The following is a 12,707-nucleotide window of genomic DNA, read 5'->3' on the forward strand; positions in this document are numbered from 1 at the left end:
CCTATCATATAGCGGGCGAGCTGGTGCCGGTGCTTTCGGTCGATGTCACGCGCATGCCGGTCTATTTCGAGCACCACATCCTTTTGTGGAAGAATTCCACCATCACCATCGGCCTGAAATCGCTGAAGGGCGCCCTGAAGCGCATGATGGCCGGCATGCAGATCTTCGTCACCGAGGCGTCGGGGGCGGGCATCATTGCCTTCAGCCGCGATGGGCCGGGCCACATCGTGCCGATCCATCTCAGGCACGGCGAAGAGATCCAGGTGCGCGAGCACCAGTTTCTCGCCGCCACCGGCAATGTCGACTACACCTTCGAACGGGTGCGCGGCCTGGCGACGATGCTGTTCGGCCAGAGCGGCTTTTTCATCGACCGCTTTCGCGGTGATTCCGGCGATGGCATCGTCTGGCTGCACGGCTATGGCAACGTCTTCGAAAAGACGCTCGCCGCCGGCGAAACCATCGACATCGAACCGGGCGGCTGGCTGTTCAAGGATGCCTCGGTCAGGATGGAGACCAAGATCGATCGCCTGTCGAGCGGCTTCTTTGGCGCCAACATGAATTTCATCGTGAACCGATTCACCGGACCGGGCCGTGTCGGCATCCAGTCGATGTATCTGCATATGCCGACCGAGGAATAGTTCGGCGAAGGCCACTGGCGGGCAGCAATGGCGGCCACGATCCGGCCATGCGTCATCGCGGCGTTTGCCGTGCCGGCTCACCACGGATATGCAAGGGCCATGACCAAATTGTTCCGCACTGCGGCGCTGGCGCTGCTCGCCATCATCATTTTCGCGACCTTATCGCCGATCCAGATGCGGCCGCACCTCGCTGAAGCAAATGTCGAGCGTGCCTTGGCTTATGTCCTGCTGGGCTTCGCCCTGGCGGTCGGCTTCCCCAACCGACTGTATCAAGTGGTGATTTTCGTGGCTGTGATCGCCGGCATGCTGGAACTGCTTCAGCTCATTGATCCCGGTCGCCATGCACGCCTCATCGATGCATTGGTGAAAGCCTTTGCCGGGGTGGTTGGGATCGTCGCGGGACACCTGATCGTCAGGGCCGGCCGGCAAAAGAGCGAGAGCTAGGCGCGGCAGCAATCCGCCGCGGAGGATCGAGCCTTCGCTAGGCAGCGGGAACCCCCACATTGTCGATTAGCCTGGTCTTGCCGAGCCATGCTGCTGCGAGAAGACGCCCTTCGCGGTTTCGACGCCATGGCGCAAGCGTCAGGCTTTCGCGTGCCTCGACATAGTCGACCTTCTGGAAGCCGACGGCGATGAGGGCGCGGCTGGCCTCTTCGGTTGCGTCGCTCTGGTCGGCGCCGCCCGCCAGAGCCACTGCCGTTTTGCGCAATATCACGTTGAGTTGGCGGGCGACCTTCAGTTCGGCCTCATCGAGATAGGCGTTGCGTGACGACATGGCGAGACCATGCGCGTCGCGTATCGTCGGGGCGCCGACGATCTCGACGGGCAGGTCGAGATCGCCGCAGAGCTGCCTCACAACGCAAAGCTGCTGGTAGTCCTTCTCGCCGAAGACCGCAAAGTCGGGCGTTGCCTGCAGGAGGAGCTTTGCCACGACAGTGGCGACGCCTTCGAAAAAGGTCGGCCGAAAGTCCGATTCGAGCCCGGCGGAGGGGCCGCCGACTGAGATTTTCGTGGCGAAGCCGGCGGGATACATCTCGCCAACCGTCGGTGTGAAAGCAAGGTCGGCCTTTGCCGCGCCGAGCCGGTCGAGATCGCGGGCGAGTTGGCGCGGGTACTTGTCGAGGTCTTCGCTCGGCGCGAACTGTGTCGGGTTGACGAAGATCGACACGACGCAGCGCTCGGCTTTTTCGAGCGCGATCCTGACCAGCGAGATGTGCCCGTCGTGCAAAGCGCCCATGGTCGGCACCATGGCGACACGAAGGCCGTCACGGCGCCAGTCATGGATTTGCGTGCGAAGTGCGGCAACGCTGTCGACGACGACGGGTTGGCTCATGCGTCATCCCTGCTGTTTGTCGCCGAAAAGACATGGCCGGGGCCCGGGAAGGTCCGGTTTCGCACTTCTGCTGCATAGCTCTTTGCGGCATGCGAGATCGCGCTGCGCAGGTCGGCGTATTCCTTGACGAATTTCGGCACGCGATCGACGGTCAGCCCGACCATGTCGTCGATGACCAGGATCTGGCCGTCGCAGTCGCCGCTGGCGCCGATGCCGATGGTTGGAATGGCGAGGCGGCGGCTGATATCGGCGGCGACCCTCTCGACCGTGCCTTCGATGACCACCGAGAAAGCCCCGGCGTTCTCGACGGCGAGCGCATCGCGAAGCAATGCCGCAACAGCCTCCTCGGTGCGGCCTTTGATCTTGTAGCCGCCGTCCTTCTCGACCGATTGCGGCTGCAGGCCGATATGCCCCATGACCGGAATGCCGGCGGCGACGATGGCCGCGATCTGGCTAACCATTTCGACGCCGCCTTCGAGCTTCACCGCCTGGCAGCCGGTTTCGTCGACGACCCGCCGCGCCGAGGCGACGGCAAGTGCTGCCGTGACCTCATAGCTGCCAGCCGGCAGGTCGACGACGACGCAGGCACTGGCCGAGCCGCGCATCACGGCTTGCCCATGCGCGATCATCATCTCCAGGGAGGCACCCAGTGTCGTCTTGTGGCCATGGAGGACCATGGCGACACTGTCACCGACCAGAAGCAGATCGACATGGTGATCAAGCAGACGGGCGATGGGATAGGTATAGGCGGTCAGGCAAACGATCGGCGTGCCGCCCTTGCGGTGGCGAATCGCCTCGGCGCTGATGCGCATGTCGGTGGTCGGCAATTCCGTGGCCAATCGTCACCTCCTTTGGCCTCAAGCCGGGCTGGATACAAGCATGGGCGCGCAGAGCTTTAGAAACACCGCAAAGGCTTGGCAAGCGTGCATGCAGCCACCGGCAGGATCACAGGCTTGTGTCGGGTTTCAGGAAAGCCATTTGCGCACACGCCGTGGCAAAAGCCTTGCCTTCGGCAAGGCCTGACGCCATAAGCAGGAAACGGGCGCTGCTGGCGCGAGGGTTTTGAAATGAAGACTTTCCTTACGCAGTTTTTCACCTGGTGGAACAGCCAGACGATAGGAACCCGCCTGCACACGTGGCGGTATGGCAAGAAGGTCGGCCAGGACGAGACCGGCAATTTTTACTACGAAGGCGGCATCGATTCGGAAGGCCGCACGCGCCGCTGGGTCATCTACCGCAATTATTCGGAAGCTTCGGCGATACCGCCCGGCTGGCACGGCTGGATGCACCACCGTGTCGACGTCGCGCCGTCCAGCGAGGACTACAAGCCACGCGACTGGCAGAAGCCGCATCAGCCCAATCTGACCGGCAGCCCGGCGGCCTATCGCCCGAAGGGCTCGGTGCTCACCAATCAGCATCGCCCGCAGGTCACCGGCGACTACGATGCCTGGACACCCGGGTCGTAGCGACAGGGTGCAAGCCGGTCCTTTATCGCCACAATTGGTGTTTAGCTGCTTGCTGATCAGAAAACGGCGACTAGCCTTGGCGATCGACAGAATCACCCGGGCGCGAACCACCGGTATCTTTGCATGAGCTTTTCTTACTCAATATCGGCCAGTCTGGCGCTAGCCGCCGGTCTTGCCGTCAGCACCGTGGCCTTCGCCGCTTCGCCTGAGCCCGCGGCACCCGCACCGGCGCCGCCCGCGGGAGCGGACCGGGTTACCAATGCCGTTGCCGAGTTTGCCGGTATCGACAAGATCACCGGCCGGATCATCACCTTCGATGTCTATATCGACGAGACGGTGCAGTTCGGCGCTTTGCAGGTGACGCCGCGCGTCTGCTATTCGCGGCCGCAGGCGGAGGCGCCGAAGACCGATTCCTTCGTCGAGGTCGACGAGATCACGCTCGACCGCAAGATCCGCCGCATCTTCACCGGCTGGATGTTCGCTGAAAGCCCCGGCCTCAACGCCGTCGAGCATGCCGTCTACGACGTCTGGCTGAAGGCCTGCAAGCAGAAGTCGGATGTGCCGGCGCCCGACGGAGCCAAGGCTGACGCAACCAAAGCGGAGGCTCCCAAGCCCGCCGCAGCCAAACCGGAAGCCGCGACCACTCCGGACGTCACAACGCCTGATGTGACGGAGCCGGACGCTTCGGAACCCGATACTACCGACACCAACTGATCCCCCGGAACCGTCCTGGCCACAATGCGTTGGGCCACGGACGAGCGCACATTCATGCGTAAGGAGGATCTTCCGATGTCAGACAGCAAACGGATCACGGCTAGCAAGGCCGAATTGCTGGAACTCGAAAAGGGATTCTGGACGGGCGACTCCGCCTACTACGCGGCCAACGCCGACACCGAATGCCTGGTGGCATTTCCGCAGATGGCACAGGCGATGGACAATGCGGATCTGGCCAAGACCGCGGCCAAGCCCAACCGCTGGCGCAACCTGCGAATGGATCTCAAGGGCATTATCGAGCCGGGCAGCGACATCATCATGCTGACTTACGAGGCGCGTGCGACACGGGAAAATGGCGAGGCTTATGCCGCGCTGGTCAGCACCGGCTACGTCCATCGCGCCAACGGCTGGAAGATGATGTTCCATTCGCAAACGCCATTGGAAGCCGCTACCGGGAAGTAGGCTCAATCCTCAGGGATAGAATATTGCCTCGCCCTTCAACGCATCGGCGAGCATCTTCTCATACTTGCCGCGCGGCACGTCGACCGCGCCGAACCGCTTGAGGTGCTCGGTGGTGAACTGCGTATCAAGCAGAGCAAAGCCCCGCGCCTTCAAACGCTCGACGAGGTAGAAGAGGCAGGTCTTGGAAGCGTCCGTCTCTCTGGCGAACATGCTCTCGCCAAAAAACACCCGGCCGAGCGACACGCCATAGAGGCCGCCGACCAGCCGGTCCTCACGCCACGCTTCGACCGAATGACAATGGCCTATCCGATGCAACTCGATATAGGCTTCGCGGATCGGCGCATTGATCCAGGTCGAGCGCCGCTCCGCGCGCTTTTCGGCGCAGCCGTCGATGGTCGCCTCGAAATCGAAATCGAAACGGATGTCGAAGGGATGTTTCTTGATCGTTTTCCAGAGACTTTTCGGCGTGTGAAAGCCGTCAAGCGGGATGATGCCACGTGTCTCCGGCCGCACCCAGAACACCTCCGGGTCGCCGGCACTTTCTGCCATTGGGAAGACGCCCGAGGCGTAGGCCTTGAGCAGCAGGTCGGTGGGGATGCGATAGCCGGGCGCGTAGGGGCGGGTCATCGCGTCTCCGCGCTACTCTTCCTTGGCCAGGTATTTTTCCAGCCAGTGGATGTCATAATCGCCATTGGCGATGTCGGCATTGCCGACGAGATCGCGAAACAGCGGCAGCGTCGTCTTGATACCGTCGACGACGAACTCGTCCAGGGCGCGGCGCAGGCGCATCATGCACTCGACGCGGTTACGCCCATGTACAATCAGCTTGCCGATCAGGCTGTCGTAATAGGGCGGGATCTTGTAGCCGGAATAGACGCCGGAATCGACGCGGATGCCCAGACCACCCGGTGTGTGGAAATGGGTGATCGTACCGGGCGAGGGGGTGAAGGTGCGTGGGTCCTCGGCGTTGATGCGGCATTCGATGGCGTGGCCGTTGAACTTGATGTCCTCCTGCTTCACCGAGAGGCCGCCGCCGGAAGCGACGCGGATCTGCTCATGCACGAGATCGATGCCGGTGATCGCTTCCGTCACCGGATGCTCGACCTGCAGGCGCGTGTTCATCTCGATGAAATAGAACTCGCCATTTTCGTAGAGGAACTCGATCGTGCCGGCGCCGGAATAGCCGAGGTCGGCAATCGCCTTGGCGCAGATGCCGCCGATACGGGCGCGCTCTTCGGCATTGAGGGCCGGCGAGGGCGCCTCTTCCCAGACTTTCTGGTGGCGGCGCTGCAAGGAACAGTCGCGCTCGCCGAAATGCACGCCGCGGCCAAAGCCGTCGCCGAACACCTGCACCTCGATATGGCGCGGCTTTTCCAGGTATTTCTCGATGTAGACCGCATCGTCGCCGAAGGCCGCACCGGCTTCCGTGCTCGCCGTCTGCAAGGCGACCTCAAGGTCGGCCTCGGTAAGCGCTACCTTCATACCGCGCCCGCCACCACCGGCCGATGCCTTGATGATCACGGGATAGCCGATCTCGGCGGCAATGCGCCTGGCTTCTTTTTGGTCGGTGACGGCGCCGTCCGAACCGGGCACAACCGGAATGCCGAGGCGCTTGGCGGTTCGTTTGGCCTCGATCTTGTCGCCCATGATGCGGATATGGTCGCCGGACGGACCGATGAAGGTGATGTTGTGCGCGGCCAGTATGTCGGCGAACTTGGCGTTCTCCGACAGGAAGCCGTAGCCCGGATGCACGGCGTCGGCGCCGGTGATTTCGCAGGCCGCAACGATCTGATGGATGTTGAGATAGCTGTCGCGCGATGGCGGCGGACCGATGCAGACGCTCTCGTCCGCGAGCCGCACATGCATGGCGTCGGCATCGGCGGTCGAATGCACCACCACCGTCTGGATGCCGAGTTCCTTGCAGGCGCGCAGTACCCGGAGGGCGATTTCGCCGCGATTGGCGATGAGGATCTTCTGAAACATCAGGCCCGCTCTACTCGATCACGACGAGCGGCATGCCATATTCGACCGGCTGCGAATCCTCGAAAAGGATCGCGGTCACCGTGCCGGCGCGTGGCGAGGGGATCTGGTTCATCGTCTTCATTGCTTCGATGATCAGCAGCGTCTGGCCTTCCTTGACCTTCTGGCCGACTTCGATGAATGCCTTGGCGTCCGGCGACGGCGCCAAATAGGCCGTGCCGACCATCGGTGAGGTGACCGCATTCTTGGAAAGGTCCGCCACCACAGGCACTGCAACGGCGGCAGCCTGCGCTGCTGCCGGCGCATAGGCCGGTTGCGGCGCCGCGATTGCATGAACGGCCGGCGCCTGCCGCGAGACGCGCACCTTCAGGTCGCCCAGTTCAACCTCGATCTCGGTGAGGTTGGTGTCGTTCAGTATGCCCGCCAGATCGCGGATCAGTTGCTGGTCAACACCGGTCTTCTTTATCGACATTTTCGAGCCTTCTGTTTGTTGGCCGGTCATAGGCGTGCGGCCAGCGCCTGTAGCGCCAGCGTATAGCCGAGCGGCCCAAAGCCACAGATCATGCCGACGGCGACCGGCGCGACCATGGAGACGTGGCGGAATGGTTCCCGCGCATGGATGTTGGAAAGATGAACTTCGGCCACCGGCAATGGTGCGACGGCGCGGATGGCGTCGTGGATGGCAATCGAGGTGTGGCTGTAGGCGCCCGGGTTGATGACGATGCCGACAGCCTTGTCGCCGGCTTCCTGAATCCAGTCGACAAGGTCGCCCTCATGGTTCGACTGGCGGAAATCGATCTCGAACCCCAGCGCCGTGCCTGCCTGCTTGCAGTCGTCGGCGATCGCGGCAAGCGTCTTGCCGCCATAGATGCCCGGCTCGCGCTTGCCGAGCGCGTTGAGATTGGGACCGTTCAGGACGAAAACCGTTTTCAAAAAAGCCGACCTTTCCCGGCGCCGTCATCAAGCCGGCGCGCTGGGCCCTCTATAATGGGCATAGCCGCCCGCGGAAAGAGCGCAAGTACGTTCTTTCACTGTCCACAACAGGCGGAAATGTGCCAGTGAGAGATAGCTGGCGAGCAAGATCAGAGCGCGGCTTTCGCCGCCTCGATCTTTTCAGCCAGCACTTCCTGCCCGAGCGCCCCGAACACCACCTCGTTGCCGACGACATAGGACGGCGTTCCGGTGATCGCCAGCTTGTTGGCAAGATCGTAGGTCTTGGCGAGGGCCTCGTTGATTGTCGGGTCCTTCATCTTCTCGCGCAGCGCCGCTTCGTCGGCGCCGAGCGACAGCGCGACCTTCATGGCCGCCGCCTCGGTGGCGCGTCCCTGACCGCCGAGCAACGCATTGTGGAACTCGCCGTACTTTTCCGGGTGCATCAGGTGGAAGGCCATCGAGACCACGCTCGCCTTCTGCGAATCCGGTCCGAGGATGGGGAATTCCTTGAGCACGAAACGCAGGTCCGGATCGGTCTTGGTCAGCGCCTTCATGTCGTCGATGGCACGTTTGCAGAAGCCGCAATTATAGTCGTAGAACTCGACGATGGTGACCTTGCCGGTCGGATTGCCGACGACGCCGTCGAAGGCGGAGTTGAAAATCTGGTCCTTGGCATCCTTGATCACGCCGAGATGAGCGATGCGCTGCTCTTCCTTCTGCTTGGCCTCAAGCGCGTCCTGGACTTCCAGAAGAACTTCCGGGTTTTTCAACAAATAGTCGCGGATGATGCCTTCGACCTCGGTGCGGTCGATCTTGGTATCGGCCGCCGCCGTCTCGACCGGCTGTGCGGTCCCGGCCTTGGCGATCTGCGGGTTTCCGGCAACGAATCCGAAAGCCAGCATGGCCAGAGCGACCGCAACCCCCGTGGTGCCCAGCAGCAGTGCCTTTTTCATCGTTCCTGTTCCTTCTGCCTGTTTTCCGGTCTGGCTATGTCGTGGCGCGCGGCCGGAAGGTTCACTTGATCTTGGTTGACGGCTTGTAGTTTATGATATCCTGGGCGCGAAGCCAGCGCGGCTCGCCGCGTTTCATCTGCTGCTGCGCCCGCATGGCGAAAATCTTCGCATCCTTGTAGTTGCCGGAATAGAAATGGCTTTCGGCGGTGGCAAGTTCAGCGCCAGGTATGTCGCCCAACTCGCCATAGGCCTGCGCCAGATGGCGATATCCGGCTGAATTTTCCTTGTCGCGACCGAGGCCATTGTTGATCTGCACGACGGCTTTTTTGAGGGAGTCGGGCGTGCCGACGGCCATCAGCGCCTGGCCCACGGACACCGGCAGCAGACCGGACCGAGCCGAATCGAGGCTGACCGCCTTGGCATAGGCGTCCGCGGCTTCCTTGGGTTTGTTGGCTTTCATCAGGATGTCGCCGCGCAGTTCCTGGAAGTAGGCATTCTTCGGTTGCGCTTTGATCAGTGCATTGGTCTTGGCGAGGGCGGCGGCGATGTTGCCGAACAGGTAGGTCGACTGGGCGTCGCCGTACTGGGCGGCGAGGGTTCCTTGCATCTTTCGCATCAGCCGGGACGCGGCCGCCTGGCCTTCCATGTAAACGGCGATCTTCACCCGCATCATGTCATGGCGCTGCTGCAGCGCGGGCGGGTCCGGCCTGTCGACATTGGGGTCCTGTTTCACCAGCACTTCGAGATTGGCGATGCGATCCTGCGGCATCGGATGGCTGATCCGATACGGATCGACCTGGGCGCCCGAAAGCGAAAGTGCGGTCTGGAAGCGGCGGAATGTCTTCAGCATGCCCATGCCGGACTGGCCGGTGGCGTTGAGATAGGTGATCGCCGAGCGGTCGGCCGTCATCTCCTCGGTGCGCTGATAGGCGAGGATGCTGCGCTGTGCCATTTCGCCGCCGCCGGCAGCCACGCCCATGCCGGCGCCGGCGAGACCGCGGCTGCTGGTTGTGGCACCGGCGACAATGGCGCCGGCGCCAAGCAATGTCGCGATGACGGCCATCGTCTTGGCTCGTTCGAGCTGGTCGCGCAGCTTCTGCTGGTGGCCGCCGGCAATATGACCGGCTTCGTGCGCGATGACGCCGATGATCTCGTTGGGCGTTTCAGCCGTCATCAGCGCGCCGGTGTTGATGAACAGCCGACGCCCGGTGACGAAGGCGTTGAAACTCTGGTCGTTGACCAGGACGATGTCGATGCCGTCATTCGCCAGGCCGGCCGCCCTGAAGATCGGCCGCGCGTAATCGCGCACCAGCGCCTCGATCTCGGCGTCGCGCACCACCGGCACGTTCTGGGCGAAGGCGCTGACCGAGCTCGACATTGCAACGGCAACGCCAAGCGAAAGCGTCGCGAAGACGCGCGCTGCCTGGGCAATCGTCGATCTGGGTCGGCTCAACATGATGTGTCCACTGGTAGACGAGCGGGCGAAAGATGAAAAGTCGGCGCCGGAAACTTCCTCAACTTGTGATCCTCACATCAATCGGGCATTTGTGCGGCACATGCGCCAGTGCCTGGCGCCGTCAGTCATCGGGAATACTGGTTAAATGGTCGTTTCGCTCTCACGCCGTGGCAATGTCGAGCCCTTCCATGCGATGGACATTCTGGCAGAGGCAAACCGGCTGAAGTCCCAGGGCGTGCCGGTTGTTTCGATGGCCGTCGGCCAACCCTCCGATCCCGCACCGGTTCTGGTTCGCGCCGCAGCAGCCAAGGCGCTGCAGGATGGGCGCATCGGCTACACCGACGCGCTCGGACTGGCAGGTTTGCGCAAGGCGATAGCCGGACACTACGCCGATCACTACGGGCTTGAGATCGAGCCCGGCCGGATCGCGGTGACCACGGGATCGTCGGCCGCCTTCAATCTTGCCTTCCTGGCGATGTTCGATCGGGGTGACCGCGTCGCCATCGCGGCACCCGGTTACCCTGCCTACCGCAACATCATGGCCGCACTCGGCATCGAGGTGGTCGAGATCGAGCTCGGCGACGCCGCCTACCTGCATGCCGGCCATTTGGAAGCCGCGCATCGTGAAAAGCCGCTGAAAGGCGTTCTCTTCGCCAGTCCCGCCAATCCAACCGGCGCGGTCATACCAGCCGATGAACTGGCGGCTCTGGTAGGGACGGCACAGGACCTCGGCATCGCCGTCATCTCCGACGAAATCTATCACCGGCTGGCCTATGCCGCCCCCGACACCACGGCACTTGCCTATGGCGGCGATGTGACGGTGATCAATTCCTTCTCCAAATATTACTGCATGACCGGCTGGCGAATCGGCTGGATGGTGCTGCCGCAGGAACTGGTGCGGCCGGTCGAGCGCGTCGCCCAGAGCCTCTACATCTCGCCGCCGGAGCTATCGCAGATTGCCGCGATCGAAGCGTTCAGGGCGACCGAGGAACTGGAGGCGGTAAAAGGCCGCTACGCCTGGAATCGCGAGCTCTTGATGAAACGCCTGCCGGAACTCGGCTTTCCGCTGGCGGCGCCCATGGACGGCGCCTTTTATGCGTTCTGTGACGTCACCAGGCATACCAATGACAGCATGGCCTTTGCGCGAAAGATGCTGGCCGAGGCGCATGTTGCAGCAACGCCCGGCCGCGACTTCGACACTCAGGCTGGGCACCGGACCATGCGTTTCTCCTATGCCGGCAGCCACGACGACATGGTCGAGGCAATGGTGCGCATCGAACGCTGGTTGAGGTAGCACGATGCCGGAACTTGAACAGGCCCCCAAACTTGATCGGGCATTGGCCGAAGTCGCCGCCGAAATGGCCGAGCGCACCGATCGCGGCGACGTCGCTTCCTACATTCCGCAGCTGGGCAAGGTCGATCCGAAGAAGTTCGGCATCGCGGCGGTCACCAATGACGGCCGCGTGCTGATGGCCGGCGATGCCGACCAGGCATTTTCCATCCAGAGCATCTCGAAAGTGTTCACGCTGACACTGGCGCTCGGCAATGTCGGTGACGCGCTTTGGCAGCGGGTAGGCCGCGAACCGTCAGGCAATCCATTCAACTCGATCGTGCAGCTCGAGCATGAGAACGGCATTCCGCGCAACCCGTTCATCAATGCCGGCGCCATTGTCATTTCCGACATCCTGCTTGCCGGCCACCAGCCGCGCGAGGCGATCGGCGAAATCCTGCGCTTCATCCAGTTCCTCGCCGACGACGAAACGATCATCATCGATCGTGAGGTCGCGGCGTCCGAACGGGCCACCGGCTATCGCAACTTCGCGCTTGCCAACTACATGAAATCCTTCGGCAATCTCCACCACGCGCCGGAGCTGGCGCTGGGCGTCTACTTCCACCATTGCGCCATCGCAATGAGTTGCCGGCAACTGGCACTCGCCGGCCGCTTTCTCGCCAATGGCGGCAAGAACCCGGCGACCGGGCATTCCGTGGTGTCGGCCGAACGGGCACGCCGCATCGGCGCGATGATGCTGACCTGCGGTCACTATGATGGCTCCGGCGATTTCGCCTTCCGCGTCGGCATCCCCGGCAAGAGCGGCGTCGGCGGCGGCATATTGGGCATCGTGCCGGGCGTGGCGTCGCTTGCCGTCTGGTCGCCCGGCCTCAATGCCAACGGCAACTCCAAGCTGGGGTCGATCGCGCTGGAAAAGCTGGCCAGGATGATGAACTGGTCGATCTTCGCGCCGTGATGCATGTCGCCCAAAAGGTGCGGAGCGGTTTTGGGACAACGACATGCATAAAAATCAAGGAAGCGTTTTAGCCTTTCGCGATCCGGAATAGCGCCAGATAAGAAAATCCCGCACCGTCTTCGAGACGGCGCGGGATTTTTTGTCAACAAACTAGCTCAGGTGGCTGAAAGGCTTAGAAAAAGCCCTTCCGCTGCCACCATCCGCCGCGTTTCGGCTTGTCGTCGGTCTTGTCGTCGGTCTTGTCCTCGGCCTTGGCCGCGGGTTCTTCCGCTACGGTCGAAGACACCACCGGCTCGACCGGTGCATTCACCGCCGCCGGCTTGCGCCGCGACGGGCGGGCCTTCGGTGCCTTCTCGACAGCCGCTGCTTCGTCGGACGCCGTGGCCGGCGTCTCGACCGGTGCTTCCGCCTCGGCAGCCGGCTCTTCGGCGACGATTTCGGCTGCGGCCTTCTTCGGCTTGGCGGCACGGCGTGGCTTCTTCGGCTTCTCCATGCTCGGCGCGTCGTCATTGGCCGGAGCAAGCAC

General features: G+C 62.7%; 15 protein-coding genes and 1 pseudogene. 7 read left to right on the forward strand and 9 right to left on the reverse strand.

Going from position 1 to position 12,707, the window contains the following annotated elements; genetic code table 11:
• Positions 1 to 638, forward strand: a 638-nt coding sequence (locus EN932_RS15870) for an AIM24 family protein (protein WP_164890500.1), incomplete at its 5' end; no start/stop codon positions are given.
• A 99-nt stretch (positions 639 to 737) separates the two neighbouring features.
• Positions 738 to 1,082: a hypothetical protein gene (locus EN932_RS15875; protein ID WP_063170249.1), complete on the forward strand. Its 345-nt coding sequence runs from the start codon at positions 738 to 740 to the stop codon at positions 1,080 to 1,082.
• 37 nt (positions 1,083 to 1,119) lie between these two features.
• Here the strand turns inward: EN932_RS15875 and panC are convergent, their stop codons facing one another.
• Both panC and panB read right to left on the reverse strand, forming a co-directional pair.
• Positions 1,120 to 1,971, reverse strand: a complete 852-nt coding sequence (gene panC / locus EN932_RS15880) for a pantoate--beta-alanine ligase (protein WP_127388513.1) — start codon at positions 1,969 to 1,971, stop codon at positions 1,120 to 1,122.
• Positions 1,968 to 2,783, reverse strand: coding sequence for a 3-methyl-2-oxobutanoate hydroxymethyltransferase (gene panB / locus EN932_RS15885; RefSeq protein WP_206519294.1), 816 nt, complete (start codon positions 2,781 to 2,783; stop codon positions 1,968 to 1,970). The genes panC and panB overlap by 4 nt, the downstream gene beginning before the upstream one ends.
• Positions 2,784 to 3,038: 255 nt before the next feature.
• On the opposite strand from panB, the gene EN932_RS15890 reads away from it, so the two are divergent.
• From EN932_RS15890 to EN932_RS15900, 3 genes are all read left to right on the forward strand, one after another.
• On the forward strand, positions 3,039 to 3,437 hold the full coding sequence (locus EN932_RS15890) for an NADH:ubiquinone oxidoreductase subunit NDUFA12 (protein WP_013531353.1): 399 nt from the start codon (positions 3,039 to 3,041) through the stop codon (positions 3,435 to 3,437).
• A gap of 123 nt (positions 3,438 to 3,560) precedes the next feature.
• Positions 3,561 to 4,151 carry a DUF2155 domain-containing protein gene (locus EN932_RS15895; protein WP_013531354.1) on the forward strand — a complete coding sequence of 197 codons (591 nt, stop codon included), beginning with the start codon at positions 3,561 to 3,563 and terminating at the stop codon, positions 4,149 to 4,151.
• A gap of 75 nt (positions 4,152 to 4,226) precedes the next feature.
• Positions 4,227 to 4,613, forward strand: a complete 387-nt coding sequence (locus EN932_RS15900; protein ID WP_013531355.1) for a hypothetical protein — start codon at positions 4,227 to 4,229, stop codon at positions 4,611 to 4,613.
• Between the two features lie 9 nt (positions 4,614 to 4,622).
• Here the strand turns inward: EN932_RS15900 and aat are convergent, their stop codons facing one another.
• The 6 genes from aat to EN932_RS15930 all read right to left on the reverse strand — a co-directional run bounded on the left by aat (position 4,623) and on the right by EN932_RS15930 (position 9,935).
• Positions 4,623 to 5,240: a leucyl/phenylalanyl-tRNA--protein transferase gene (aat, locus tag EN932_RS15905; RefSeq protein WP_024503883.1), complete on the reverse strand. Its 618-nt coding sequence runs from the start codon at positions 5,238 to 5,240 to the stop codon at positions 4,623 to 4,625.
• 12 nt (positions 5,241 to 5,252) lie between these two features.
• Positions 5,253 to 6,596 (reverse strand): acetyl-CoA carboxylase biotin carboxylase subunit, encoded by a 1,344-nt coding sequence (accC, locus tag EN932_RS15910; RefSeq protein ID WP_013531357.1) that lies wholly within the window; start codon positions 6,594 to 6,596, stop codon positions 5,253 to 5,255.
• 10 nt (positions 6,597 to 6,606) lie between these two features.
• Positions 6,607 to 7,065 carry an acetyl-CoA carboxylase biotin carboxyl carrier protein gene (gene accB, locus EN932_RS15915; RefSeq protein WP_013531358.1) on the reverse strand — a complete coding sequence of 153 codons (459 nt, stop codon included), beginning with the start codon at positions 7,063 to 7,065 and terminating at the stop codon, positions 6,607 to 6,609.
• 26 nt (positions 7,066 to 7,091) lie between these two features.
• On the reverse strand, positions 7,092 to 7,526 hold the full coding sequence (gene aroQ / locus EN932_RS15920; protein ID WP_013531359.1) for a type II 3-dehydroquinate dehydratase: 435 nt from the start codon (positions 7,524 to 7,526) through the stop codon (positions 7,092 to 7,094).
• A gap of 149 nt (positions 7,527 to 7,675) precedes the next feature.
• On the reverse strand, positions 7,676 to 8,479 hold the full coding sequence (locus EN932_RS15925; RefSeq protein WP_013531360.1) for a DsbA family protein: 804 nt from the start codon (positions 8,477 to 8,479) through the stop codon (positions 7,676 to 7,678).
• 61 nt (positions 8,480 to 8,540) lie between these two features.
• Positions 8,541 to 9,935, reverse strand: coding sequence for a M48 family metalloprotease (locus tag EN932_RS15930; RefSeq protein ID WP_127369508.1), 1,395 nt, complete (start codon positions 9,933 to 9,935; stop codon positions 8,541 to 8,543).
• Positions 9,936 to 10,080: 145 nt separating this feature from the next.
• Here EN932_RS15930 and EN932_RS15935 point away from each other — a divergent pair, with 145 nt between their 5' ends.
• Together EN932_RS15935 and EN932_RS15940 are read left to right on the forward strand one after the other, a co-directional pair.
• Complete coding sequence (locus EN932_RS15935) at positions 10,081 to 11,229, forward strand: aminotransferase class I/II-fold pyridoxal phosphate-dependent enzyme (RefSeq protein ID WP_127369509.1); 1,149 nt, start codon at positions 10,081 to 10,083, stop codon at positions 11,227 to 11,229.
• A gap of 4 nt (positions 11,230 to 11,233) precedes the next feature.
• The gene (locus EN932_RS15940; protein ID WP_013531363.1) at positions 11,234 to 12,181 is read left to right on the forward strand and encodes a glutaminase; all 948 of its coding nucleotides are present in this window, start codon (positions 11,234 to 11,236) and stop codon (positions 12,179 to 12,181) included.
• A 172-nt stretch (positions 12,182 to 12,353) separates the two neighbouring features.
• On the opposite strand, the pseudogene EN932_RS15945 reads toward EN932_RS15940, so the two are convergent.
• Positions 12,354 to 12,707 (reverse strand): annotated as a pseudogene (locus EN932_RS15945) (ribonuclease E/G); the annotation flags it as partial.

This window comes from Mesorhizobium sp. M7A.F.Ca.US.002.01.1.1, assembly GCF_004022955.1.
Classification (GTDB): Bacteria; Pseudomonadota; Alphaproteobacteria; order Rhizobiales; family Rhizobiaceae; genus Mesorhizobium; species Mesorhizobium ciceri.